The organism is Streptomyces rhizosphaerihabitans (assembly GCF_025399795.1).
Classification (GTDB): Bacteria; Actinomycetota; Actinomycetes; order Streptomycetales; family Streptomycetaceae; genus Streptomyces; species Streptomyces rhizosphaerihabitans.
Genome location: NZ_JAODTZ010000050.1, coordinates 1 through 25,440 on the forward strand (window position 1 = coordinate 1; position 25,440 = coordinate 25,440).

General features: G+C 68.1%; 19 protein-coding genes. 14 read left to right on the top strand and 5 right to left on the bottom strand.

Going from position 1 to position 25,440, the window contains the following annotated elements; all coding sequences use genetic code 11:
- Positions 1 to 1,006: D-alanyl-D-alanine carboxypeptidase family protein (locus N4G66_RS35395; RefSeq protein WP_261708396.1), on the bottom strand; the 1,006-nt coding region annotated here is incomplete at its 3' end.
- 361 nt (positions 1,007 to 1,367) lie between these two features.
- Here N4G66_RS35395 and N4G66_RS35400 point away from each other — a divergent pair.
- Positions 1,368 to 2,840: an ABC transporter permease gene (locus N4G66_RS35400; protein ID WP_261708397.1), complete on the top strand. Its 1,473-nt coding sequence runs from the start codon at positions 1,368 to 1,370 to the stop codon at positions 2,838 to 2,840.
- Positions 2,841 to 2,932: 92 nt separating this feature from the next.
- Positions 2,933 to 3,697 (top strand): ABC transporter ATP-binding protein, encoded by a 765-nt coding sequence (locus N4G66_RS35405; RefSeq protein WP_261708398.1) that lies wholly within the window; start codon positions 2,933 to 2,935, stop codon positions 3,695 to 3,697.
- 290 nt (positions 3,698 to 3,987) lie between these two features.
- On the opposite strand, the gene N4G66_RS35410 is transcribed toward N4G66_RS35405, so the two are convergent.
- A complete protein-coding gene (locus N4G66_RS35410; protein ID WP_261708399.1) occupies positions 3,988 to 4,314 on the bottom strand; it encodes a nuclear transport factor 2 family protein in 327 nt (108 codons plus the stop codon).
- A gap of 132 nt (positions 4,315 to 4,446) precedes the next feature.
- Here N4G66_RS35410 and N4G66_RS35415 point away from each other — a divergent pair, with 132 nt between their 5' ends.
- The 3 genes from N4G66_RS35415 to N4G66_RS35425 all read left to right on the top strand — a co-directional run bounded on the left by N4G66_RS35415 (position 4,447) and on the right by N4G66_RS35425 (position 7,141).
- Positions 4,447 to 4,992, top strand: coding sequence for a DoxX family protein (locus N4G66_RS35415; protein WP_261708400.1), 546 nt, complete (start codon positions 4,447 to 4,449; stop codon positions 4,990 to 4,992).
- A gap of 278 nt (positions 4,993 to 5,270) precedes the next feature.
- Positions 5,271 to 5,603 carry a MazG-like family protein gene (locus tag N4G66_RS35420; protein ID WP_261708462.1) on the top strand — a complete coding sequence of 111 codons (333 nt, stop codon included), beginning with the start codon at positions 5,271 to 5,273 and terminating at the stop codon, positions 5,601 to 5,603.
- A 185-nt stretch (positions 5,604 to 5,788) separates the two neighbouring features.
- Positions 5,789 to 7,141 (top strand): hypothetical protein, encoded by a 1,353-nt coding sequence (locus N4G66_RS35425; RefSeq protein WP_261708463.1) that lies wholly within the window; start codon positions 5,789 to 5,791, stop codon positions 7,139 to 7,141.
- Between the two features lie 150 nt (positions 7,142 to 7,291).
- Here the strand turns inward: N4G66_RS35425 and N4G66_RS35430 are convergent, their stop codons facing one another.
- Positions 7,292 to 8,986: a TIGR04141 family sporadically distributed protein gene (locus N4G66_RS35430; RefSeq protein ID WP_261708401.1), complete on the bottom strand. Its 1,695-nt coding sequence runs from the start codon at positions 8,984 to 8,986 to the stop codon at positions 7,292 to 7,294.
- A 189-nt stretch (positions 8,987 to 9,175) separates the two neighbouring features.
- Between N4G66_RS35430 and N4G66_RS35435 the strand changes: the two genes are divergently transcribed.
- The 6 genes from N4G66_RS35435 (at position 9,176) to N4G66_RS35460 (ending at position 19,854) form a co-directional block, all read left to right on the top strand.
- Positions 9,176 to 11,299 (top strand): N-6 DNA methylase, encoded by a 2,124-nt coding sequence (locus N4G66_RS35435; RefSeq protein ID WP_261708402.1) that lies wholly within the window; start codon positions 9,176 to 9,178, stop codon positions 11,297 to 11,299.
- A gap of 78 nt (positions 11,300 to 11,377) precedes the next feature.
- Entirely contained in the window at positions 11,378 to 13,474 is a 2,097-nt protein-coding gene (locus tag N4G66_RS35440; RefSeq protein ID WP_261708403.1) for a type I restriction-modification system subunit M, read from the top strand.
- Positions 13,471 to 14,784, top strand: a complete 1,314-nt coding sequence (locus tag N4G66_RS35445) for a restriction endonuclease subunit S (RefSeq protein WP_261708404.1) — start codon at positions 13,471 to 13,473, stop codon at positions 14,782 to 14,784. Before N4G66_RS35440 ends, N4G66_RS35445 begins: the two co-directional genes overlap by 4 nt.
- 7 nt (positions 14,785 to 14,791) lie before the next feature.
- Positions 14,792 to 16,033, top strand: a complete 1,242-nt coding sequence (locus tag N4G66_RS35450; RefSeq protein WP_261708405.1) for an AAA family ATPase — start codon at positions 14,792 to 14,794, stop codon at positions 16,031 to 16,033.
- On the top strand, positions 16,030 to 16,644 hold the full coding sequence (locus N4G66_RS35455; RefSeq protein WP_261708406.1) for a DUF4276 family protein: 615 nt from the start codon (positions 16,030 to 16,032) through the stop codon (positions 16,642 to 16,644). Before N4G66_RS35450 ends, N4G66_RS35455 begins: the two co-directional genes overlap by 4 nt.
- Before the next feature lie 6 nt (positions 16,645 to 16,650).
- Positions 16,651 to 19,854, top strand: coding sequence for a type I restriction endonuclease subunit R (locus tag N4G66_RS35460; protein ID WP_261708407.1), 3,204 nt, complete (start codon positions 16,651 to 16,653; stop codon positions 19,852 to 19,854).
- Positions 19,855 to 19,879: 25 nt separating this feature from the next.
- On the opposite strand, the gene N4G66_RS35465 is transcribed toward N4G66_RS35460, so the two are convergent.
- Positions 19,880 to 20,293 (bottom strand): ATP-binding protein, encoded by a 414-nt coding sequence (locus N4G66_RS35465; protein ID WP_261708408.1) that lies wholly within the window; start codon positions 20,291 to 20,293, stop codon positions 19,880 to 19,882.
- 251 nt (positions 20,294 to 20,544) lie between these two features.
- On the opposite strand from N4G66_RS35465, the gene N4G66_RS35470 reads away from it, so the two are divergent.
- The 3 genes from N4G66_RS35470 to N4G66_RS35480 all read left to right on the top strand — a co-directional run bounded on the left by N4G66_RS35470 (position 20,545) and on the right by N4G66_RS35480 (position 23,290).
- Positions 20,545 to 21,393 (top strand): helix-turn-helix domain-containing protein, encoded by an 849-nt coding sequence (locus N4G66_RS35470; RefSeq protein ID WP_261708409.1) that lies wholly within the window; start codon positions 20,545 to 20,547, stop codon positions 21,391 to 21,393.
- Between the two features lie 9 nt (positions 21,394 to 21,402).
- A complete protein-coding gene (locus N4G66_RS35475) occupies positions 21,403 to 21,594 on the top strand; it encodes a hypothetical protein (RefSeq protein ID WP_261708410.1) in 192 nt (63 codons plus the stop codon).
- A gap of 79 nt (positions 21,595 to 21,673) precedes the next feature.
- Entirely contained in the window at positions 21,674 to 23,290 is a 1,617-nt protein-coding gene (locus N4G66_RS35480; protein WP_261708411.1) for a serine/threonine-protein kinase, read from the top strand.
- 27 nt (positions 23,291 to 23,317) lie between these two features.
- Here the strand turns inward: N4G66_RS35480 and N4G66_RS35485 are convergent, their stop codons facing one another.
- Positions 23,318 to 25,429, bottom strand: a complete 2,112-nt coding sequence (locus tag N4G66_RS35485) for an AIPR family protein (protein WP_261708412.1) — start codon at positions 25,427 to 25,429, stop codon at positions 23,318 to 23,320.
- Between the last annotated feature and the right edge of the window lie 11 nt (positions 25,430 to 25,440).

The window sequence follows — 25,440 nt, forward strand, 5'->3', positions numbered from 1 at the left end:
CGGCCTTGGCCGCCTTCCGCGTGGGCGCCGCGCTCGCGCCGCCCTCGCTGAGCGGATCGACCAGCGTGCCGACCGGCTCGGCGTGCGCCCCCTTCCCGAAACCCCAGTCGAGCAGCTGGGCCGTCTCCTCGTAGACGCCGCTGCCGCCGCTCTTCGGGTGCATCACCGTGACGAGCAGGGTCCGTCCGTCGCGGGTCGCCGCGCCGGTGAAGGTGTTGCCGGCGTGGCTGGTGTAGCCGTTCTTCACCCCGATCAGGCCGTCGTACGGCCGCACACCCCACGCGCCCGTCAGCAGGCGGTCGGTGTTCTGTATCTGGAAGGTCTTCTTGCCTCCGGCCGGGAAGTCCGCGGTCTTCGTCGAGCAGTAGCCGCGGAAGTCGGCGTCCGCGAGGCCGTGCCGGGCGAAGAGCGTCAGGTCGTACGCGGACGACAGCTGGCCCTTGTGGTCGAAGCCGTCGGGGCTGACCACATGGGTGTCCAGGGCCTGCAGATCCTTCGCCAGGGCCTGCATCTCGGCGATCGTGGCCGCGATGCCGCCGTTCATGTGGCTGAGCACATGCACCGCGTCGTTGCCGGAGCGCAGGAAGACGCCCTGCCACAGCTGCTCGACGGTGTAGGTGATGCCGGGCTTCACGCCGACCATGCTGGAGCCCGAGGGGACGTCGGCCAGGTCGGCGTCGACCACCTTGTACGTCCGGGCCCGCTCGAACTTCTTCAGCACGGTGTCCGCGAAGAGCATCTTCAGGGTGGAGGCGGGCGGGAGACGCAGGTGCGCGTTGTACGAGGCGAGCACCTCGCCGCTGGTGTGGTCCGCGACCAGCCAGGAGCGGGCGGTGAGCCGCTTGGGCAGCCCCGACCCGCCGCCCGCCTGGATCCCGGGGCGGGCCAGTCTCGCACCGCCGATCGTCGTCGTGGCGTACGCGGTCGTGGCCGTCGCGGCGGCCAGGGGTACGGCGGCGGCGAGGCCCAGAGCGGCACGGCGGGAGAGCCCGGAAGAATCACGCATCCCGGGACCGTACAAAGTCTCTCCGAGAAGATTGACAGCGGGGTGTCAAAGAGAAGGAACGCCGATTCCAAAGTGGGGGCAAAACAGGGCGCGCGGGCGCGGGCCCGCCCCGTCGGCACCGTCCACCGTCCCACCGGGGATGCGCGTGCGGCGGGCCCGCCGATCTTCACCGCGGGGGCCACTCAACAGGCGTTTCCTGGCAATGAGCCCTTGAAAACCTGGGAATGGGCTGTCTGACCCAATATTGATTCCGAGGTCCGGATTCTCAGCCTTCACACATCTCTTACTCAGCCCGGCTCAAAGGTTCCTCCATAGCTTGTGGCCGCGCCCACTGGGGCGCCAAGAACCTTTGAGGAACGGGATGTTTGGCATCTATCTCAAGCGTGAGCTGAGCCGGCGCAAGAAGGCGGCGCTGGTGATCGCCATGGGTCTGGCGCTCGGAATCGCGCTGGTCATCACCGTCAACTCGGTGTCGGCCGGCATGCAGCAGGCCCAGGGCAAGGTCCTGAAGTCGCTGTACGGGCTCGGCACGGACATGACGGTCACCAAGGCCCGGACGGCACCGACGAGCAGCTCCTCGGGGCGCCCGAAGTTCGACTTCGACGCCAAGTCGGACAGCAGCACGACACAGAGCTCGGACCGGGTGATGACCCAGGGCGGACAGTCCCTGAAGTCCTCGCTCGTCACCGAGGTCGCCGCGCAGAAGGGCGTCGCGAGCGCCGTGGGCGCGCTGAGCCTGAACGTCACCAAGGTCGACGGCTCCTTCACCCAGGGCAAGGCGAAGTCCTCGACGTCGAACTCCGGCCAGCAGGGCGGACCCGGCGGCCAGAACGGCGGCGGCAGCACCGGCGCGCCGCAGGTGCAGGGCGGCGGCGCCTCCTTCGACGTGAACTCGTACTCCGTCGCGGGCGTCGACGTGACCCACCAGGACCTCGGCCCGCTGGCCACCTCGAAGATCACCACGGGCAAGACGTTCACGGCCGCGCAGACCTCCGCGAAGGTCGCGGTGCTCAGCAAGTCGTACGCCAAGCAGAACAAGTACACGGTCGGCAAGACCTTCAAGATCTCCGGCACCAAGTACACGGTCATCGGCATCGCGACGCCCGACAGCAGCGAGTCGACCACCGACGTCTACCTGCCGCTGAAGCAGGCCCAGACGCTCGGTGACGCCAAGAACAAGGTCACCACGATCTACGTCAAGGCGACCGACTCGAAGCAGATCGCCACGGTCAAGGCGACGATCCAGAAGAACATCTCCGGGACGACGGTCACCACCTCCGCCGACCTCGCGGACACCGTCTCCGGTTCGCTGTCCACCGCCTCGAACCTCGCGACGAGCGTCGGCAAGTGGCTGTCGATCGCGGTCCTGATCGCCGCGTTCCTGGTGGCGGCGCTGCTCACCTCCTCCGCGGTCTCCCGCCGGGTGCGCGAGTTCGGCACCCTGAAGGCGCTCGGCTGGCCGTCCCGCAAGGTCACCCGGCAGGTCGTCGGCGAGTCGATCGTGAACGGACTGCTCGGCGGCGTGCTCGGCATCGCCCTCGGTCTCGGCGCGGCCTACACCGTCACCGCGATCAGCCCGAAGCTGACGGCGGAGCTCGGCTCCACCGGCGGCGGTGGCGGCATGGGGGGCGGCCCCGGCGGCGGCGGGCCCGGTCAGCAGGCGGCCTCCGCGGCCAAGAACACCATCGACATCGCGCTCACCGCGCCGGTCTCGGTGACCACCATCGCGCTCGCCGCGGGCCTGGCCATCACCGGCGGTCTGATCGCCGGCGCGATGGGCGGCTGGCGCGCCTCCCGGATGCGCCCTGCGGACGCGCTCCGCAGCGTCTCCTGACCCGCCCCTTGGGCCACACCCCCTGAGCCGGGGCGCCGCGTCCACTCCCCCCGGGCCGCGGCGCCCCCACCCCTTCATCCTCGGAGAACCTCATGTACAAGCTCACCGGCGTCACCAAGCGCTACACGCGGGGCAAGGAGACGGTCGAGGCGCTGCGCGGCGTCGACCTCACCATCGAGGACGGCGACCAGCTCGTCATCCAGGGCCCCACCGGCGGCGGCAAGTCGACGCTGCTCCAGATGATCGGCGGTCTCGACCGGCCGACCTCCGGCAGCGTCGAGCTGGACGGCGTGGACCTCGCCTCCATCAGCGAGGCCAAGCTGACCCGGCTGCGGGCCGAGAAGATCGGCATCATCTTCCAGTCGTTCAACCTCATCCCGACGCTGACCGCTCAGGAGAACGTCGAGACCGCCCTCGTCCCCCTCGGGGTGAAGCCCGCCGAGCGGCGCGAGCGGGCAGCCGAGGCGCTCCGCTCGGTCGGCCTCGGCGAACGGCTCACGCACGTCCCGACCGAGCTGTCCGGCGGTCAGCAGCAGCGCGTCGCCATCGCCCGAGCGCTGGTCAAGAAGCCCAAGGTGCTGCTCGCCGACGAGCCGACCGGCAACCTCGACGAAGGCACCCGCGACGACATCGTGGGCCTGCTCGAAGGCCTGTGGCACGAGTACGGGCTGACCTTCATCATGGTCACCCACGACTCGTCCATCGCCCGTCGCGCACCGCGCCTCGCGACTATCAAGGCCGGTCAGATCAGCCTGACCGAGCAGGGCGGCGCCCGTCGGGCCACCCCCGGACCGTCCGCCCAGGCGCCGGAACAGCAGCAGTACGCGCAGCAGTTCGGTGCCGCTCAGGGCTACTGACCCCGGGGGCAGCGGCCGGCCCAGGGTCACCGAGCCCGCCGGAGCCCCGGCCGCCGTCGTGCACCTCCGGCACGCGCCTCCTGTACGCCCCTCGCGCCTCCCCGTACGCCCCACGCGTCCTCCGTACGCCCCCGGGCCGCTCACCGTCCGAGCACGCCGTCGACCTCGGTCGACCGCGCGGCGGTGAGCGGCCCTTGGCGCTCGCCCCCGCGTTCTCCTCGGCCCGGCGACCGGGCGACCATGCAACCGGGCGGAAGCCGGGACCGGTGCCTCGCCGGTACGGCGGACAGTTACGCCTGGCCGGTCTCGAAGCGGCTGATCCTGCCGCCGTCGTCGACGATGAAGGTCCACTTCGTCTTCATCTCGCCCCAGGTGTCGTTGCTGTACCGCACGCGGAGGGAACGCCCGCCGTTGGACTCGTTGTCGACGTCCATGTGACCGCGGGAGGAGAAGATCTCCCGGTCGGTCCAGTCGTCGAGGTCCCGGTCGGAGCCGTCGTCGGACATGGTGGCGCCGGGCGCGAGAAGCGCCTCGAAGGCGTTCCGGTCATGGGCGTTCACCGCGGAGACGAAGGCCCGGACGGCCGGGTCGCTGAGCTTCGCTACCTGAATCGTCATGGCAGCCAGAGTCACACCGGTCCCGGGCGGCCGCCACCCGAACGGCTGCGCGGGCACGCCGGGTCCGTCCGATCGGTGCGACGGTGGTCACCCGGGAGGGAACCGTTGCCGCTGCCTGCACTGGGAGTCACCGTGACCTGTATCGACCGGCGTGATCTGGGACTGCTGCTGCTCCGTCTGAGCACGGGCGGCGTACTGGCCGCGCACGGAGCACAGAAGCTGTTCGGCTGGTTCGGCGGAGGCGGCATCGAAGGCACCGGGGCGGCCATGGAGGCCATGGGCTACTCGCCCGGGAAGGCGAGCGCCAAGGCGGCGGGCCTCGCGGAGGCGGGCGGTGGCACCCTGCTGGCGCTGGGGCTCGCCACACCCGCGGCCGGCGCCGCGGCGGCCGGCGCGATGGCGGGCGCGGCGGCGGTGCACGTACCGAACGGGTTCTTCGCAATGAACGGCGGCTACGAGTACACGGCGTCGCTCGGCCTGGCGGCGGCAGGCCTGGCCGTGACGGGTCCGGGCCGGCTGTCCCTCGACCATCTGATGGGACATGCGGTGAACCGCGGCTGGATGGTGCCGATCGCCCTCGGTACGACGGCGGCGGTCACCGCGGTCGTCGTGGGCGCCCGGAACAAGCGGGTACGCAAGGCGCGGGAGGGCGAACAGGAAACCCTGTTCGACGAGTAGGAGTCGGCCCTCCTGACGCGGGGGAGGCTGGCCCCATGGCTGATCACGCCGCGGATGACCCGGCCGAGCACACCGACGCCGACACGGCGGGGCGTACCGCCGACGCCGACATCGCGATGTCTGCCGCCGACGACCCGGCCGGGCGCACGGCCGACACCCCGGTCGGGCCCGCCGCCGACACCACGGTCGAACGCGCCGCCGACACCCCGGTCGAACGCGCCGCCGACACCCCGGTCGAGCGCGCCGCCGACGAAGACGTCGAAGACGTCTGGGACACGATCGACCGTCTGCACGCCTGGCTGGACGCCAACCGGGCGCACGGTGGCCGGGAGGGCCTGCTGCTGCGCGTGCTGAAGCTGTCGGAGGAGGTCGGCGAGGTCGCCCAGGCGGTGATCGGCGCGACGGGCCAGAACCCGCGCAAGGGCGTGAGCCACACCTGGGACGACGTCCGGTCGGAGCTGTGCGACGTCATGATCACGGCGATGGTGGCGCTGCGCACGCTCGCGCCGGACGCGCGCGAGGTCTTCGCCGCCCATCTGGCGTCGGTCGCCGACCGTTCGCTCGGCGCGGCCCCGACTCCTCCGACTCCTCCGACTCCCCCAACTCCCTGACGAGAAAAGGGAATCGTCGGACCGGTTCGGCACCCTGCCTGCGGTGACCGGAAGTGTTCACTCCACGGACGCGTGCGCGCGGTGTGGAGTTGGCGATCACAGCTCAGCCTTCTCGTCGACGCAGAGCCGACGAAAGGGTCCCCGTGCAGGACTACGTTTTCTCCACAGGCCGCAGGACAGTCGCCATGATCGGTGGCGTGCTGACTCTCACGGCCGTGGGTCTGGGAAGCCAGGCGCAGGCGGCGAGTTACGGCACGCCGAGCCTTTCGCTGTCGGCCACGTATCTGTCGGGCGCGGTGGGCGCGACCGCCGATCCGGCCGTGAACGTGACCGTCGCGCAGAGCGGGGCCGACGCCGGCGCGCTCACCGTCACGGTCACCAAGAGCAGCAAGACCGCGGTGGCGACCACGGCGGACGTCAGCGTCACCGGCACGGGCGCCACCCGCAAGGTCGTCGTCGCCGCACGCGGCGAGGGCTACACCGACCTCACCGTGAAGGTGACCGGGGTCGACGGCCAGACGGCCACCAAGACGCTGCACTACGCCGCGTCGGCCGCCGTCCAACTCGCCTCCGACAGCCGGTACTTCACGGGATCAAGTGACGCCTCGGCGGCCGTCGACGCGGGCGGCGGCTACACGGTCGTCGCGGACGACGAGTCCAACGTCCTGCGTCTGTACGACCGTTCGGTGTCGGGCGCTCCGATCAAGACCTGGGACTTCTCCTCGAACATCGGTGCCTCCAAGGAGATCGACATCGAGGCCGCCACCCGGGTCGGCAACACGATCTACTGGACGGGCTCGCTCGGCAACAACAAGGACGGCGAGTACAAGGCGGACCGCAACACGGTCTTCACCACGACGGTGACAGGCTCCGGTGCCTCGACCGCCCTGACGTACGGCCGTTCGTACAAGAAGCTGCGGGACAACCTCGTCGCCTGGGACAAGGCGAACAACAACCGCTACGGCTTCGCGGCGGGCACCGCGGACGGCCAGATTCCCAAGGAGATCGACGGATTCAACGTGGAGGGCCTGGAGTTCGCTCCGGGCTCGACGACCACGGCCTACGTCGGCTTCCGCGCCCCGCTCGCCCCCGCGGTGCCCGGCGGCAAGGCCCTCATCGTGCCGGTCACCAACTTCGACAAGGTGCTGAGCAGCGGCGCGTCGGCCGCCTTCGGCACTCCGATCGAGCTCGACCTCGGCGGTCTGGCGATCCGCGACATCCGCAAGAACGCCTCGAACCAGTACCTGATCGTGGCCGGCTCCTGGGCCGCCGACGACAACTCGGACCCGTACGCCCTCTACTCCTGGGACGGCGACCCGGCGCACGCGCCGGTCAAGCGCCTGGACCTGCCCACTTCGGACCCCGGCGGCTGGGAGGCGATCGTCGACGTCCCCGACCTCACCGTGTCCGGCGCCCGCGCCCAGCTGATCACCGACGACGGTTCCGCCGACCTGTACGGCGACGGCACGGAGGCCAAGGACCTCACCCACGCCGAGTGGAAGAAGTCCCGCGCCACCTGGTTCACGGTCACGAACTGAGGCTGCGGGACCGAGGGCACCCGAGGAAAACGGCTGCCGCCCGTATCCTGACCCGGGCCCGCACCGGCCGCCCGCATCCTGACCGACGGCCGGGTGCGGGCGGCCGGGTGCGGGCGGCCGGGTGCGGGCGGCCGGGTGCGGGCGGGCCCGCTACGCGGCCAGGTGGCGGATTCCCGCCCGGCTCGGAGTCACCGTCGCAGCCTCGATCCCGGTGACCTCGACTGCGACGCCCCACGCCTCAAGGTTCTTGGCCGTCTGCACGAGGGTGACCTGGGAGAAGGGGAACAGCGTGTCGGCGGTGAGGTCGGTTCCGTTCTTCAGCATGATCGCGAAGACGACCCTCGACGGCCGGAAACCCTCCGGCAGGGCCCGGCCGGGCCGGGCCGTGGCCACCTTTCGGGCGAACCCGTCCATGGCCTCCGGCGAGTGCAGCAGGGTCTGAACGGCGACCACGGCCTGGCCGAACAGATGGCTCAGCGCATCTGAGCCCTTGGCCCGCTTCACCATGACCAGGACGTCGTCCGGGCTCAGCAGATCGCAGATCTCCACGCCGTTGCCCCGGTGCAGCGCCGTCCGGACGTTGTCACGGTCGAAGCAGACGTACCCGGGCCGCAGGTCGGGCACCGACTCGTTGTACCTCCGCTCCGTGTCCCCGAGCACCCAGGCCGGAAGGTCGACCGACGGCGTGCCGGTGATGAGCCTCTCGACCTGCGAACGGATCGCCTCCAGGTACGCCTCGCCGATCTCGTACCACTGCCCGTCCAGCAGGAAGAAACGGCGGGCGCCGAGCGCCACCTCCGCTTCGATCCAGCGCAGCACGTACGACGTCCAGATGACGTCGTCCTTCGCTGCCCGGGTGTGCGAGTAGAGGGTGACCGCGCCGTCCCGGAGCGCGGCGAAGCGCGTTCCGGGCCTCTGCACGCGGGCCCGGTTGAGGACGTACTCCAGGCTGAAGTCGTCGGTGAGGTACGCCTCCGTGCTGTGCACCTTGGTGGCGAACGCCTGGGCGGCCGCGTAGTCGTCCCAGTGGTCGGAGGGGACGGCGACCGCGATACGTCCGTCCGGCTGCTCGCCGAGCATGTCGTCGAGCCGCTTCTCCAGCCGCGTGACGAGGTCGTCGTCCTTGATCGGGACGATGTGCTCGACGAATTCCAGTGCCGGGCTCGGGACCTCGTCCCGGAGGACACGGGCGATGGCCCGGATGTCCGCGACCAGGTCCGCGGCGTCGACGCCGAGCCGCATCCGCAGCCCTGTACCGCCCTCGACGCTGGAGATCTTCGTACGGTTGTCCTGACCGATCGTGAGCTGCATCCCGTCCAGTTGGCCGCCCAGCCGACGCACGATCTGCGCGTGCTCCTGGACACCCAGGCTCCAGACCGGAGTGCCGCCGGGCACGAGGGTGATGTCGGTCCGTCCGCCGCCCGGCGTATGGGAGACCAGGTCGCGGATCTGGGCGGGGTCCACCCTGCGGATCACGAAACTCAGTCCGAACCGCCGGTCCTTGACGCGATCGGGCACCAGGCGGAATCCCTGGTCGTAGCCGATGGCGTACACCTCGCCGTCGACCGCGAGCATCAGCAGCCCGGCCGACCGGTTCACCGGCCGCGACACCTCGCACCCGGTCGTGCGGTTGATCTCGCCGCACCAACTCGCGACCGACTGCTCGAAGCTGCCCGTGACCAGCAGTGCCGGAACTCCCAGCCGCTCCTCCGGGAAGTGCAGTTCCGCGTCGACGGCTTCGAGCCGCTCGGGGGCAAGAACGTCGAACATCGCGTCGACCGTGGGAGCGACGCCCGTGAGCCGGTACAGGGTGCGCTTGGAGGTACTGGAGGTCCTGGTTGCCATGGCGCCGCTCCGTCCAAAGGTGTTGCGGGCAGGGGGAGGCCTGGGAGCCCCGGGGAAGCCGGGAGGCCGAGTGAAAGCACACCCAGTAGAGCGTCAACTGAAAGCACTGTCAAATAGTTCACAGCAGTGGGATGCCGGTATAGAGTGGGGTAGTCCAGCCCGCCCGCCCTACGTCACCGGCAGGAGCCCATGAACCAGCAGGCCAGCGCCCTCGTGACCGCCGCCGACATCTCCCGGCTGGCCGGGGTCACCCGCGCCACGGTGAGCAACTGGCGCCGTCGGCATCCGGACTTTCCCGCCCCGACCGGAGGCACGGACACCAGCCCCACCTACGACGTCGACGCCGTGCGCGCCTGGCTCTCCGCCCGTGGCCAACTCCCCGACGACACACCGGCGGACGAACTCCGCACCGCCCTGCGCAGCCACCCCGGCGACGGCGAACCGGCCCTGTACCTGCTCCCCGCGGTACTCGCAGCCGCCCGGCTGGACCGGAGGAAGCGCGAAGCCCTTCCCGAACTGGGTGACGACGCACTGCTGCAATGGATCCGGTCAGCCGCAGACGACGGAGCGGACGACATTCCGGGAATCGAGAACCCCGCATACGGCGCCGAAGTGGCCGGGCCACTGAGGGCCTTGGTTCGATGCGTCGTCGTGGACGGCGCGGAGGCCACGACTGATGTCCTGGCCGAACGACTGCTTGAGGACACTGGGGGTACCGGCACCTATCTCACACCGCGCCCTTTGGCCGACCTCATGGCCCGACTTCTGACCGACAGCGCGGGCGCCTTCCCCGTGAGCGTTCTCGACCCCGCGTGCGGCACCGGGTCGCTGCTCGCCGCGGCGGCATCCGCAGGGGCGGCCGAACTGCACGGCCAGGACATCCTGGTCGCCCAGGCCGCCCAGGCCGCCGTGCGGCTCCGGCTGAGCACCCCCGAGGCGGTGATCTCCGTACGTACCGGGGACAGCCTGCGCTCCGACGCCTTCAAGGGCCTCACCGCGGACGCCGTCCTGTGCAATCCTCCGTACGGAGTCCGTGACTGGGGGCACGAGGATCTGGCGTACGACCAACGCTGGGCCTACGGCGTGCCGCCCAAGGGCGAGCCCGAACTCGCCTGGGTCCAGCACTGTCTGGCCCACCTCACGCCCGGGGGCCGTGCCGTGCTTCTCATGCCGCCCGCCGTCGCGGAGCGCACCGCTGGCCGGCGTATCCGGGCGCAGCTCGTACGCGACGGAGCCCTCCGCGCGGTCATCTCGCTTCCCCAGGGCGCGGCCACCCCGCTCCACATCGGCCTGCACCTGTGGGTGCTCGAACGGCCCGATCCGGGGGCTGAAGCCCCGGGGACGGTTCTGCTCGTCGATGCCGCCGCTTCCGAGAACCGGGATCTCGACTGGGCCACCATCGACGACACCGTGCTCTCGGCGTGGCGGCCGTACCTCGCCGACCGGGACGGCTTCACCGGAGCCCCGGGCATTGCCGGCGTCGTACCGATCACGGACCTCCTCAACGAGGCCGTCGATCTGACCCCGGCCCGCCACATCCGAACGGCTTCCCGACAAGCTCTGCGCCCCGTCCTTCTGGCCCGGCAGGCATCGGAGCTGTACGGCCAACTCCACCAAGCCGCAAGGGACCTGACCGGCCTCAGCACTGAAGGCGACTGGCCACCGGCCGACGACCACCCCCGCGACTGGCGCACGGCGACGGTCTCGGATCTCCTGCGCGGCGGCGCTCTCAGTTTGCTCCGTACCGCGCCCCCAGGCCGCCGGACCCGTAGCGGCGAACCACTACCGCGGCCCGAACCAGAACTCGGCGGACGACCCACGCTCACAGCAACCGACGTCGTGCAGAACCGACCCGCCTCCGGAACGGAAGCAGATCTTCCCACCGGCGCCGCCCTCCCCTTGATCCAGGGAAGTGACGTGCTGCTCACAGAGACGCTCCGCGTGGGGCGTGGCGCCGTGGCCCGGGTCGTCGAGCCGGGCGAGACAGGCTGCTTCCTAGGGCCCCACCTGCTGCTCTTCCGTCCGGACCAACGTCGGCTCGACCCCTGGTTCCTGGCCGGGTTCCTCGCAGCGGAGCAGAACGTCAACGCCGCAGCCACCGGCACATCCATCGTTCGAGTGGACCCTCGACGACTACGCGTTCCCTTGCTCCCACTCGCCGAACAGCAGCGCTACGGCGCCGCGTTCCGCCGCCTGCACGAGCTGCGTACCGCTGCCCGCCGTGCCGACCGGGCCGCCGAGGACGTCACACGCCTCCTCAGCACCGGACTCACGGGCGGCGCGCTGTTTCCGCACGGCCACGGATCGGCGTGAAACCTGCGGCCCGGCACCGCGAACGGCCAGACTTGACCTCTCCGTCCCTCGGGACGGCGAAACTCCGGAAGGACAGCGTTGAACAGCAGTAAGCACACGGAACTGGCAAACCATGCGTGGTCGGTCGCCGACCTCCTGCGCGGCGACTACAAGCAGTCCGACTACGGCAAGGTGATCCTGCCGTTCACCGTGCTGCGGCGCCTGGAGTGCGTCCTCGCTCCGACCAAGGACAAGGTCCTGGAGGTCGCCGCCCGCCACGAGAACCAGGACATCAACCCCGACCGCTTCCTGCGCAAGGCGTCCGGCCACAGCTTCTACAACACCAGCACCTACACGCTGAAGGCCATCGCGGGCGACGCCTCCCACGCGGCGAAGTACCTCAACGAGTACTACGGTGCCTTCTCCCCCAACGCCCGGGAAGTCCTGGAGCGGTACGACTTCGCCCAGCAGATCAAGCGGCTGGACGCGGCGGACCTGCTGTACCAGGTGGTCGGGCGGTTCGCCGATCTCGACCTTCGGCCGGTGAAGCGGGACGAAGACGGCAATCTCGTGCTCGGCGAGGACGGCAAGCCGATCGAGATCGTCACCAACCACCAGATGGGCTACGTCTTCGAGGAGCTGATCCGGCGCTTCGCCGAGCAGTCCAACGAGACGGCCGGTGAGCACTTCACGCCGCGGGAAGTCATCCGGCTGATGGTCAACCTGCTCGTCGCACCGGACAGCGACGCGCTGGCCCTGCCGGGCACCGTCCGCACGGTCATGGACCCGGCCTGCGGAACCGGCGGCATGCTCAGCGCGGCCGAGGAGCACATCACAGCTCACAACCCGGACGCCACCGTCAAGGTCTTCGGCCAGGAACTCAACCCCGAGTCCTGGGCCATCTGCCGGTCGGACATGATGATCAAGGGCCAGGACCCGGAGAACATCAAGTTCGGCAACTCCTTCAGCGACGACGGCTTCAGCAGCGACGACTCCAAGAGGGACAAGAACACGCCCACCACTTTCGACTACCTGCTGGCCAACCCGCCGTTCGGCGTGGAATGGAAGAAGGTCAAGGACACCGTCGAGGACGAACACGAACGCCTCGGTGAGAGCGGGCGGTTCGGGGCCGGCCTGCCGCGCATCAACGACGGCTCGCTGCTCTTCCTCCAGCACATGATCTCGAAGATGAAGCCCGTGGACGTGTCGGGGGCGGGCGGCAGCCGCATCGCGATCGTCTTCAACGGCTCCCCGCTGTTCACGGGCGCGGCGGAGTCGGGTGAGTCCAAGATCCGGCAGTGGATCCTGGAGGAGGACTGGCTGGAGGGCATCGTCGCCCTTCCCGACCAGCTCTTCTACAACACCGGTATCTCCACGTACTTCTGGGTGCTCAGCAACCGCAAGGCCAGGGACCGGCGCGGCAAGGTCGTCCTGCTGGACGCGCGCGACTACTGGCGCAAGATGCGGAAGTCGCTCGGCGACAAGCGCAAGGAACTGGGCGAGCAGCACATCTCCGAGATCACGAGGCTCTACACGGAGGCGCTGGCCGTCGTCGACGCGGCGGAGCGGGGCGGCGGTCACGACCTGGCCGACCGGGCCGGGAAGATCAAGGTCTTCCGCAACGAGGACTTCGGGTATCACCGGATCACCGTCGAACGGCCATTGAAGCTCCGCTTCGAGGTGACGGAGGAGACGCTCACCTCGATCACCGCGTCGAAACCGATCGCACGGGCCACGAACGCCGAGGCGTTCGCGGCGGCGCTGCGCCCGCTGGTCGGCAAGTCCTGGACGGCGAAGTCCGACGCCTGGATCGACCTCAAGGACGCGATCGTCGCGGCCGGCCTGCTGTGGCCGACGGGCGCGCCGTTCGGCAAGGCGCTACGGGAGGTGGTCGGCGTCCGCGATCCGGAAGGCGAGGTTCAGCGCATTAAGGGCGAGCCGGAACCCGATCCGGAGCTGCGGGACTACGAAAACGTTCCACTGGAGGAGGACGTGGAGGAATACCTGCGGCGGGAGGTTCTGCCGCATGTTCCGGACGCGTGGATCGACCACGGCAAGACGAAGGTGGGGTACGAGATCCCGTTCACGCGGCATTTCTACGTGTACAAGCCACCGCGGCCGTTGGCGGAGATCGACGCGGAGTTGAAGGCTCTAGAGGGCGAGATCCAGGCGCTGCTTGGGGAAGTGACCGAATGAGCAACAGGACACCTTACGCCTACCCGCAGTTTCCGCTTCGGCGTTTCATCCACGAGATGACCGATGGACCCTTCGGAAGTGCTCTGACGAGTAGTCATTATTCCGATGAAGGCGCACGCGTCATCCGCCTCGGAAATATTGGATCAGCTCACTTCAAGGATGCCGATGCAGCATTCATCCCGATGTCCTATTTTCAAGAATTGCGACGCCATGAGGTAAAGGCTGGAGATTTGCTCATCGCAGGGCTCGGCGACGATCGGCATCCCGTGGGGCGCGCCTGTATTGCACCTCCCCACCTAGGGCCCGCCATCGTTAAAGCGGATTGTTACAGAGTTCGACTGGATGAGACCCGACTCACACATCGATTTGCCGCATGGGCACTCGGATCCTCAGCTGTCTCGGATCAGGTTTCAGCCTCGACCCGAGGATCGACTCGTTCCCGAATTAACCTTCAGGTGGCACGCGAGATCCACCTACCTGCGCCCTCCATAGAAGAGCAGCGCCGCATCGCCGACTTCCTCGACGCCGAAACCGCCCGCATGGACAAAACAATTGCAACTGCTCAACGCATGCGCGCAGTTCTGCGCGAACGCAAGTCTGCACACAGGGCACTGATTCTTCGAGGCGGTCACAAACTCGGGGGAAGACGCATCCATCCAATGCTCGGCGACTTGCCAGACGAATGGAAGGTTCTCCCTCTTAGGAGGCTGGTTCCGCGGATCGGCGTAGGAGTAGTCGTTGACCCATCGTCATATTTCGCAGACGAAGGGGTTCCCTTTCTCCACGGCGCAAATGTCCTCCCGGAAAAATTTCACCTTGCGGACGTTAAGCGCATTTCACTATCGGACAGTCGGAGGCTTTGGCGTTCCCAGCTATTCGAGGGTGACGTTGTCGTGGTCCGCGCAGGAGACCCGGGCCGAGCGGCAGTCGTAACCCGTGAACTTAACGGTGCTAATTGCGCTTCGGTTCTTGTTCTCAAAAAAGGCGAAACCCTGCTTCCCGGCTATCTCGCAGCATACTTCAACAGCGCACTAGGCACTGCGTATGTCGACTCTGTTCGCTACGGCGCCGCGCAAGAACAAATCAACGTATCTCACGTCGTCGACTTCATGGTGCCTGTACCATCGATTGATGAACAAAAAGAAATTCTTGCAGAATTGCATCGCTCTGCAGCGCCAGGAGTCATCATGGACCGACTTTTGGCAAAGCAATCCGCGGTCCTCGCCGAGCGGCGTCAAGCCCTGATCACCGCTGCCGTCACCGGCCAGATCGACGTGTCCACTGCCAGCGGACGAGGGATCGGGGAATGATCGCGCCATGAGTTTCGCCGCGGCCCATCGCACGATGCCGTTCATCACCCGTGTCCGAATTGAGAACTACAAGTCCATCGCTCATTGCGACGTGACTCTCGGCCAGTTCACCGTACTGCTCGGGCTGAACGCGGCAGGCAAGTCGAACTTCCTGGACGCCTTGCGCTTCGTCCGCGACGTGCTGGTGAACGGCCCGGACGTGGCCGTGTTGACGCACGGTGGGTGGGAAGGGGTGCTGCGCCGGGTCCCTGAACCGACGACCTCCTGCACGATTGGTCTGGAGTTTCACCTGCTGGCAATTACCCACGACAGGAGGCCCTGGGTGGGGCGGTACGAGATCACCCTCGCGCCGGCGACCGCCACCAGGGCTGGGCGAGATGCGGGGTCTGGTGTCCGTATCCAGCGTGAGTTCTGCGAAATGCGTCACCCCGGCGCCAAGGGCGGGATTGACGCCGAGCGATTCCTGGTGCGAGACCGCGCCGGAACGGGACGTCGTCAGAAGCTGCTGGAGCTTTCACGAAGGGCTGACACAGAGCCGTTCGGTGAACTACACGAGGCTCTCACGGAGATGTTCTTCTACAGCCCCGACCTGTCCAGCCTCCGTGAGGCCCGCCCCAACACCCCGACCGCCGGAGCACTCGGCGAAGACGGCAGCGATCTCGGCCCTGCCCTGGCCGCGCTCGGGGATCAGGAGCGTGACCGTATCTCGCAGTACCTGGGGGTGATCGTGCCCGGTGTCGTGGAGGCCGGTCCCACGGACCCCTCCGCCGACTACATCGCGGCGCGGATCAGCTTCGCCACCGACGGCGAGACCGAACCGCACGTCTTCCGGGCCGAGTCCATGTCGGAAGGCACTATCCGGGCCATCGGTCTGCTGACCGCACTCTTCCAGCCCGACGCCCGTGAAGGCTGGATGCCTCTCATCGCCGTCGAAGAGCCCGAGTTGGCACTGCACCCGCTCGCGGCAGGAGCCCTCTACGACGCGCTTACGGAAGCCAGCGAATACGTGCAGGTCCTCGCCACCACGCAGAGCGCGGAGCTGTTCGACCGCAAGGAGGCCGATCTGTCGGCCATCCGCGTGGTCGCCGCCGAGCACGGGGTCACGGTGATCGGCGAAGTGGACCCAGTGAGCCGGTCGATCGTGGCCGACGGCCTGGCCACCACGGCCGAACTGCTGCGCTCCGACCAGTTGCGCCCCGTCATCGAACCCCCAGCCCGACCGGACGAGCAGCCGGAGGGCGAGGAGTGAACCACCCGAGGGTCACGATCGCCTCCGTCGTCGAGGGCGAGGGCGAGATCAGCGCGCTGCCCGTACTCCTCCGGCGGCTGATGTACGAGGCGGAGATCTGGGACGCGGACATCCAGCCGCCCTTCCTGGTCGACCGTGGCCGACTCGTCCGGCCGGGCGGTCTGGAAGCCGCTGTGGAGGCCCAGGCTCGACGCGTACCCGCCGACCACCCGGGCGGCATCCTGGTCGTGATCGACGCCGACGACGACTGCCCGGCAAGCCTCGGGCCCTCGCTGCTGGCCCGCGCCGAGGCGGCCCGCCCGGACCGCCGCACAGCCGTCGTGCTGGCGAACCGGGAGTTCGAGGCATGGTTCCTCGCGTCGGCTTCCTCCCTCGGTGGCCGGGCGGGGCTCGCTCAGGAGTTGGAGGTCCCGGCCAACAGCGAGACGTTACGCGACTGCAAGGGCTGGCTGACCCAGCACCGGCGGGACGGGGTGCGGTACCGCCCACGTGTGGACCAGCCTGCCCTGACCCAGGACATGGATCTCGACCTGGCCCGCGCCAACTCACCGTCCTTCGACAAGTTCTGCCGCGACATCACCTATCTGGTCACCGGAAAACGGGGGGAATAGCCGCTCATGTCCGTCCACGACGAAGCAGCATTCGGGAACGCCATAGTCGCCGCCCTGCTGGAGCGCGGTTGGAGCGAAGGAAGCCGGTCGCACTACCAACCCCAACTCGGCCTGGACACCGCCCAGCTCTTCGATTTCATCGGCAAGACCCAAGCCGACGACTGGGCCGAGCTGATCGCCGTCTATGGAGGGGACGCCAACACCGCCCAGGCCGGGTTCGCCAAGCGCGTGGACCAGGCGATCGGAACCGACGGTGTGCTGGACGTACTCCGCAAGGGAGTGAAGGACCACGGCGTCCTGATCAGGCTCGCGTACTTCAAGCCGTCGCTCGTCGCATCGGACGCGGTCCTGGACGACTACCGGGCGAACCGCCTGACCTTCGTGAAGGAGTTGCAGTACGCGACGAAGCAGGCAGACAAGGGCAACGAGCTGGACCTCACCCTTTTCCTCAACGGAATTCCGCTCGCCACCGCCGAGTTGAAGAATGGCCTGACCCGTCAGGGGGCGGAGCACGCCAAGGAGCAGTACCGACTCAAGCGGGACCCCACTGAGCTGATCTTCGCACGACGCGTCATCGCGAACTTCGCCGTGGACACGGACGTCGTCTACGTGGCGCCCGAACTGCGCGGCAAGCTGACGCGGTTCCTACCGTTCAACACGGGATCGGAGGGCCCGGGGAAGCCCGGCGGCGCGGCAAATCCGGCGCCCACCGTCCCCGGGACGTACGCGACTTCCTACCTCTGGGAACAGATCTGGGAGCGGGACACCTGGCTTGACCTGATCGAGCGGTTCGTACACCTCAATAAGGAGAAGGGCCCGGACGGGCGGACACGCAAGAAGCTGATCTTCCCGCGCTATCACCAGTGGGACATCGTCAAGAAGCTCGCCGGCCATGCGGCCCGTCACGGCGCCGGTCACAACTACCTCGGCATGGCCTCCGCCGGCTCCGGCAAGTCGAACACCATCGGGTGGCTGGCGCACCGCCTGTCGTCACTGCACACGCCCATCGACCCCGACGAGATCGACCCCGACGCCCTGGCCGCCGGACTCAAGCCCGGTGCGCCCGTCTTCGACAAGGTCGTGATCATCACTGACCGCCGCAATCTCGACGCCCAACTGCGCGAGACCGTCGGCAGTTTCGAGAAGACGGCCGGTCTGGTCGTGAAGATCGACGAGAAGCACGGCGCGAAGTCCGACCAGCTCGCCAAGGCGCTGTCCCGCGAGACCGGAAAGATCATCACCGTCACGCTGCACACCTTCCCCGCCCTCATCGACTACCTGCGCCGCAACCCGACCGAGATCCAGGGCCACAACTTCGCGATCATCGTGGACGAGGCGCACTCCTCGCAGTCCGGTGACGCCGCCACGGCCGTGCGGGCGGCACTGCGTGACCTGGGCCTGGACTCGGACTCCGACGAGGCCGGGGCAACCGAGGTGGAAGCGGCGGCTGCCACCACCGAAGCCAGGCTCATCCGCAAGGCCACCCAGCGCAGCAAGGCCTCCAACCTCTCCTACTTCGCGTTCACGGCCACGCCCAAGGCCAAGACGCTCGAACTCTTCGGCACCGTGGACACCGTCAACGGCAAGCCGACGTACGTCCCCTTCCACACGTACTCGATGCGCCAGGCCATCGAGGAAGGCTTCATCCTCGACCCCCTGCGCACCTACGTCACGTACGACACTTACTGGAAGCTGGTGAACAAGAACCCGGCCGAGCGCGAGGTGGACCCGTCCAAGGCGAATCCCCTGCTCGCCCGGTACGCGCTCACGCACGACTCCACCGTGACGCAGCAGGCGCAGGTGATCGTCGAGCACTTCCGCACGCACACCGCCGGCCGGCTCGGCGGGCGCGCCAAGGCCATGGTGGTGACGGCCTCCCGGCACAGCGCCGTGCAGATGGCCCGTCAGATCAGGAAGTACGTCGGCGACCAGGCGTACGCCGACCCCGGCGTCCTGGTCGCGTTCTCCGGGAGCCTGACGTACGACGGCGAGGAGATCACCGAGCCGAAGGAGAACGGCGGCCTCGCCGAGTCCGCGCTGCCGAAGGCGTTCGCGTACACGCGCAAGGACGACAAGGCCGTACGCACCGGCGGGACGGCGACTCAGCGCGAGTACCGCATCCTGGTCGTCGCCGAGAAGTACCAGACCGGCTTCGACCAGCCGCTGCTCACCACGATGTACGTGAACAAGAAGCTCGCGGGCATCAGCGCCGTCCAGACCCTCTCCCGTCTGAACCGCACCGCTGACCGCAAGTCGCAGACGGACCTGGCCGTACTGGACTTCGTCAACGACGCCGAGGACATCAAGGAGTCCTTCCGCCCGTACTTCGAGGAGGCGAACACCCTTCCCTCCGACCCCAACCTCCTCTACATCGCGCAGAGCCAGGTCATGCAGCCCGACATTCTCGTCGAGGAGGAGATGCGGGAGTTCGCGGACGCCTATCTGGCGGCCGAGGCGAAGGCGGCAGGCTCGGTGGCCCGTTGGGAGAAGCTGCACGCCGAGCTGTACCGGCATCTCGGCCCCGCCGTCGAGCGGTTCACCGAACTGCTGGACCGCAAGGACGAGGCAGGCGACCCCGACGAGGAAGCCGCCGAGGCCGCCGAGCAGTTCCGCGCGGATCTCAACGACTACGTACGGAAGTACGGCTTCCTCTCGCAGATCGTGCCCTACCGCGACGCCGACCTCGAATGCCTCTACCTCTACGGCCGCCACCTGCTCAACCGCCTGCCGCGACGCGGAGACGGCGGCGTGGACATAGGGGACGTCGACCTCAGTCACCTGCGCATCCAGAAGACCGGCGAGCACGACCTCGCGCTGACCGCCGAGGGAGCGGCGGAGCTGCGCGGCTTCGGCGAAGGTGGGGGCGGTGCCAAGGAGCAGGAGAAGTCACTGCTGTCGGAGCTGATCGAGAAGTTCAACGACAAGTTCGGCACCGACTTCACCGATCAGGACGTGATCACACCGTTCTCGGAGGCGAAGGCGGACCCGAAGGTCCGCGCCGCCGCCGTCAACGACGAGGAGAACTTCGGTCTCGTCTTCGACGAGGTCTTCGAGGACAAGATGGCCGAACACATCGACACCATCGCCGACATGGGACGGCAGTACTTCAGCCACGACGACAGCTTCAAGCAGTCGCTCAACCAGAGTGCGCGCCGGGCTGCCTGGCGGATGATCCGCCGGGAGGAGAACATCGACGACGAGGCGGCCTGACCCGCCCGTCCGTCCGTCCGCAGGATCAACCACCCTGTTGGAAAGCGAGGCCCGCGACCACGGACGTCCCGCGCGTGTGGCGGGGCCAGACGGTCCAGGCGGCGGCGAGACTGTCGACGAGGATCAGACCCCGACCGCTCTCGGAGTCCGTTTCCGGGCGGGCCAGTTCGGGTTTGCCGACACCCGGGTCGGAGACGGCGAGCCAATAGTGTCCGTCGGCGGGCCAGAGGACGAGTTCGATGAGGTTCTCGTCCTCCCCGCAGGCACCGTGACGGATGGCGTTGGTGACCAGCTCGGAGGTCAACAGACAGAGGTCGTCGCCCAGGTGGGGGCGAAGGACGTACGGCAGCGATTCGGCGACGGCGTGCCGGGCCCGTCGCACAGAGGTGGGGTGGGCAGGAAAGCGCCAGTGGACAGGTACGAGGGGGATCTCGGGCATAGCGAACTCCACGGCTGTGTGAGGGGTTTGGGGTTGCCGGTGGCCTACCGCCCTGGTCGCGGGCACACCCGCCCCAGGGCGGACGGGCATGCTCGCACGGTGCGCTTCCGGCGTTGCGGTGTGTAACTTGCGCGATACTGACAGTAGAGCAGGCGGTGGTAAATTTTCCACGCACTCAAGAGAATTCACCACGGAGAGGTGAGGCGGCCCCAAGTGCGACCGGGCGGCCCCCGCCGGATGGAGAGAACCCCATGCCCCCGAGGACGACCCCCACGGAACAGCAAAAGCGACTGGGAAGTGAGCTGCGGCGCATCCGTACCGTGGCAGGCATGTCCGCAGAGTTCGCGGCGGGCCTACTGGGTGTGGACCGAGGCAAGATCTCCAACATCGAGTCAGGAGTCCGGGGTATCAACGCCGACCGCCTGCGCACACTGGCCTGCAACTGCGATGTGACCGATGAGGCATACGTCGAGGCGCTCATCACGATGGCCCAGGTGAGTACAGGCTGGTGGGAGCGCTATCGAGGCATCCTGCCTCAAGGCCTGCTGGACATCGCAGAAACGGAAAGCAACGCCGCACGCATGCGCGGTGCCAACACCGTGCACGTGCCGGGCATGCTCCAGACATCGGAACAGGCGATGGCCATCTTCCGAGCCGCGGTCCCTGCCCTGCCCGAGCACGAGGTTGCCCTGCGACTCGCGCTGCGTTCGGAACGCCAGCAGGTGATCACCGGCGACACCGCGATCCCGTACGTCGCTGTCATCCACGAGGCCGCACTGCGGATGCAGTTCGGCGGTACCGACGTGGCCCGTGCCCAGTTGGGGTACCTGCTGGAGGTCTCCGAGCGGGACAGCGTCACCGTGCTCGTCCTCCCCTTCGCCCACGGCGCCTTCCCTGGAGCCGGACAGACCGTCGTCTACATCGAAGGACCCGTATCGCAGCTCGATACAGTGCAGGTGGACAGCTCCCACGGACCCACCTTCCTTCACGCCGAAGGGCAGTTGGCGAAATACCGGGCACAACTCGATCTGTTGGAAGGTCTGGCACTGCCGCCAGAGCAGTCCCGAGATTTCATTCGTGAACTCGCACGCCAACTGTGAGGAGCACCAGTGCCCGACATCACCTGGGAAAACCCCTTCTGCGCCGAGGGAAGCTCCTGCTTCCGCCTCGGAACCGACGCCGACGGCAACGGCTACATAGCCGTCAACGGCCAGGAGGACCGATATCTCACCGACTCCCTCGAAGCCCTGCGCACCCTCATCACCGACATCAAGGCCGGCAAGGCCGACCACCTGCTGTAACCCCTGCCGCGCGCCCCGCCAATAGGTACCGTGTACAGCGATCGACTGACATGGCATCAGGACGACGGGGGCGCAACGCGTGTCGCAGGCAAGGAGAATCGGCGAGCAGGGCCGCTACGAGCTGATCGAGGTGATCGAGTCCGGCGGTATGGGCACGGTCTGGCGCGGCTATGACGCTGTCCTCGACCGGGAGATCGCGGTCAAGCTCATCCGGCCCGACGTCATCTCGTCGCCCGCGCAGGCGAAGGAGTTCACCCGCCGCTTCGAACGCGAGGCGCGCGTCACCGCAAGAATCGGGCATCACGGAGTGCCCCAGGTATTTGACGCGGTATTGGACGAGGCGTCGTACGACCGGCTGTACCTGGTGATGGAGTACGTGCGCGGGATCTCCCTGCGCAGGCTGCTCACGAGTGCGGAGGACGGAACGACCGCGCGGCTCCCGGTGAGTTGGGCCGCGTCGATCGCGGCACAGATCTGCACCGTCCTGTCGTACGCGCACGCCATCCCGGTCGTGCACCGCGACCTGAAGCCGGACAACGTCCTGATCGCCACGGACGGCACGGTCAAAGTGCTGGATTTCGGCATCGCGAAACTGCTGGGCACGGACGTCACCCGGCTCACAGCCGCCGGCGACCGGATCGGCACCAGCCGTTACATGCCGCCCGAGCAGATCGACAACGCGCAGATCACACCACTCAGCGACCTCTACGCGCTCGGCTGCGTGCTGCACGAACTCCTCGCCGGAGAGCCGGTCTTCAGTGGCGACAACGAATACCAGCTCCTGTACCAGCACATGGACGTACCGCCGAAGCCGCTCCGCACCCTGCGGCCCGAGGTGCCTGAGGACCTGGAGGCGCTGGCCCTGGACCTGCTGGCCAAAGTGCCCGAGCAGCGTCCGGCCGACGCGTACGCGGTGTACGAGCGTTTATCGCCGCACCTGCCGCAGCCGGGATCGGCGGCTGTCCCCGTGACACTCACCGAGGCCGGCTCCCCTTCGGTGGTTCCCGACCCGACAGTGGTCTACCGGCAGCCGAACGCACCCCTGCGACGGACCACGACGCCCGCACCCTCGCCCGGGCTGGTGGCTCCCGTACCGGTCCCGGCGCGCGTCGACACTGCGCTGCGGGATGCGATCCGGGACGCCTACGCCAGGTCCGCGGACCTGGCCGGGAGCGGGCGGTTCGCCCAGGCCGCGGACATCCTCAAGGCGGTGATCGCCACGGCGGCCACCGCCCTCGGTGCACACAACCCCCGTGTACTCGGTCTGCGGCGACAGCGCGCGGCGGTCCTCATGGCCGGCGAGGACTTCCGGCGTGCCTTGCCGGAGTTCGACGCACTGGCCGCCGTCTACGCCCGTACGGCGGGACCGGCCGACGAAAGCACGCTGGAGTGCCGTCGGCACGCCGCCCACTGCCGGGCCAACCTCGGCCAGGCCACCGCCGCCCTGCGGGAGTTCCAGGAGGTTCTGGAGGTCGTGTCCGACGCGGACGGGGACGCCTCCGAGACCGCTCTCGACCTGCGGCGCAGCATCGGCATTCTCCTCTTTTCCGAGGGTCGCCGCACCGAGGCCGAGGGCGTCCTCGACGCCCTCCACGAGGACATGTGCGTCCTCCTCGGCGAGGACCACGAGGAGACCCGCGAGATCGCCGACCTCCTCGCCCGGCTGCGCGGCCCGGAGGGACCACGCCTTCACTGACGTCCTGCGGGTGCCGTGCGCACGCCGTCAGGCCTCGTCCTCGTCCTCGGCCTCTTCGCTGTGGATGCGCTGAGCCAGATCCCACAGGCTCAGGCCATCCGACTGGAACCAGCGAGCCGTTCCCTGGTTGGCCACGGGCCGCTCGTCCCAGTCTGCGTCCGCCCACATCTTCGACACCAGTCCGGACGGCGAGTACTGCTGCTCGTCGTACGCCCACAGGATCGGTTTGGTCCGGTGATTGACCCAGGTCGCCTGACGTCGCCTTTCGTCTTCGACGAGCCACTCTTCCATGGCGTCACGTTCGGGCTCGTTCAGAGCTACGTACTGGAGGGGAGCTCCGTCCTTGATGGCCCGGCGGTCGACCAGGAGCGGCACGGTGTTCGGGCGACGCGGCTTGCGCTCCTTCGCGGGAGGTGCGGGAACGGCGACGCCATCGGCCAGGTCACCGAGGACATGTTTCGCGAGCTCCCGGCATGTCTCCGCTCTCTGGAAGGCGGTCCTGATCTGGGGACGCGGCCCATGACGAGTGACGATCTGGTGCGTCAGGCGACGCACCAGATCCGGTACGAGGGCGGGGATCTTCTCCATGACCTCGCTGTCCCAGTCGAAGTCGGGGTCGTCGATACTCGTGGCACCAAGATGCTGGAAGAGCAGGTGGGTGACGAGAAAGCCACCGTGCTCGGTGGTCGCAGCCTCCCGGCTGTTCTGCCCACTGCCCAGTTCGTAGACCGCGCTCCGTGCCGCGCGCAGCGTGAGCACGGAGCGCCACACCTTCTGCGGCGAGGGTTCGCGTTTGAACAGCAGGGTGTGACTGCCCGTGGGGCCCTGCTCCCAGAGGTTCTCCGTGGAACTGGCGGCCCGGGCGGCCTGTTCCGCGTCCGGGTGCAGGCACGCTAGTGCGAGAGCGAGTTCGTCCAGTGAACAACCGGTCTCGGGCGCGGCGACCGGCTCGCCGCGCTTGATCACGTACTGCTTGCGCAGTTCGGCGCGCAGGTTGGCCTTGATCGCCTGGTGCACGGGTTCCAGCGCGATGTGATCGCGCTGCTCGATGGCGTTCTGCCGGTTCGCCGCCTGCGAGACCTGCACGCCGAATTTCCGGTCTTCGTGCGTGTTGATGACCTTGATGCTCAGGGTGGCGTGGGCCGCGGCCTCGCCGTCGTCGTGCATGGCCCTGGCGACAGCCCGTACCGTCTGAGCGCCGTTGACGATGCTCGCCCCCGTCACGGTGAGAGTGGTCGGCCTGCTCTGCGGTGCCTTGGCGCTGTCGTGCTTCGCCGTGAGCGAGTTGCAGATCATGGTGATGCCGTTGTTCAGGTGCCAGAATCTCGTGGGATCGGACGTAAGGGTCTGACCGATCTCCGCGTTCGTGACGGTGGTCCCGAGCGGGGCCCGGAGATTCTGCTCGAACAGGCCGGTACCGTGCGTCTCGTACCACTCGGCGACACTCTCGGCGGAGACCGTGCCCTGGTAGGCCTCGAGCGGTCCCTTCTGCTGGTACCAGTCGTCAAGGCGTACGTCCAGACGGATCGGCTTCGGCCGGAGATCCGCGTGGATCTGGTCATGGAAGTCTGCGGCATACAGCACTTCGACGCTCATGCGGGCGCCGTGCTTGTTGAACTCGTCGAGAGCGTTGTCGAGAACCTCGCGTGCGGGCGGAGAGGGCTCCACAGTGCCCATCAGCGCGATGACCAGAGTGGCTCTCTCGTTGATGATGAACGGCCTGGCCTCCAGGGCGAGCGCGCCAGCACGCTGGTTGAACTGGTCGTACAACTCGTTCTCGATACGGTTCAGGCCGTCCACCATCGCCTTGGCGGCGCCCACGTCGAGGGTCGCCGTGCCCTTGTCGCTCCACTTCGCCTGGACGAGCAGAGCCTGTCGGCTCTCCGGCAGGGGGGCGATGGCGTCCATTCCCTGGTCCGCGATGCCGTCCGTGACGAACCGGGCCGCCTCGGCCACGCTGCATTTGGCCACGCGTCGTACCGCGAGGGCTGCGAGGGCTCGGGAGAGGAAACGCTGTTCGTAGTTGTCGCCTCGGAAGTGGGCGATGTCGCTGTCGTCTATCACCCCGTCGAATGTCTCGTGCAGCTGCTCGCGGACCTGCGTGACCGGGCGAGGTGTGTCCGCCCCCGAGGTGGCCATGGATGGTTGCC

Bases quoted from the DNA above. Each gene is read 5' to 3' on its own strand.
- N4G66_RS35430 (WP_261708401.1), bottom strand. From the start codon at position 8,986: ATGGCAACCAGGACCTCCAGTACCTCCAAGCGCACCCTGTACCGGCTC.
- N4G66_RS35400 (WP_261708397.1), top strand. From the start codon at position 1,368: ATGTTTGGCATCTATCTCAAGCGTGAGCTGAGCCGGCGCAAGAAGGCG.
- N4G66_RS35485 (WP_261708412.1), bottom strand. From the start codon at position 25,429: ATGGCCACCTCGGGGGCGGACACACCTCGCCCGGTCACGCAGGTCCGC.
- N4G66_RS35425 (WP_261708463.1), top strand. From the start codon at position 5,789: ATGATCGGTGGCGTGCTGACTCTCACGGCCGTGGGTCTGGGAAGCCAG.
- N4G66_RS35460 (WP_261708407.1), top strand. From the start codon at position 16,651: ATGTCCGTCCACGACGAAGCAGCATTCGGGAACGCCATAGTCGCCGCC.
- N4G66_RS35405 (WP_261708398.1), top strand. From the start codon at position 2,933: ATGTACAAGCTCACCGGCGTCACCAAGCGCTACACGCGGGGCAAGGAG.
- N4G66_RS35435 (WP_261708402.1), top strand. From the start codon at position 9,176: ATGAACCAGCAGGCCAGCGCCCTCGTGACCGCCGCCGACATCTCCCGG.
- N4G66_RS35470 (WP_261708409.1), top strand. From the start codon at position 20,545: ATGCCCCCGAGGACGACCCCCACGGAACAGCAAAAGCGACTGGGAAGT.
- N4G66_RS35410 (WP_261708399.1), bottom strand. From the start codon at position 4,314: ATGACGATTCAGGTAGCGAAGCTCAGCGACCCGGCCGTCCGGGCCTTC.
- N4G66_RS35445 (WP_261708404.1), top strand. From the start codon at position 13,471: ATGAGCAACAGGACACCTTACGCCTACCCGCAGTTTCCGCTTCGGCGT.
- N4G66_RS35450 (WP_261708405.1), top strand. From the start codon at position 14,792: ATGAGTTTCGCCGCGGCCCATCGCACGATGCCGTTCATCACCCGTGTC.
- N4G66_RS35465 (WP_261708408.1), bottom strand. From the start codon at position 20,293: ATGCCCGAGATCCCCCTCGTACCTGTCCACTGGCGCTTTCCTGCCCAC.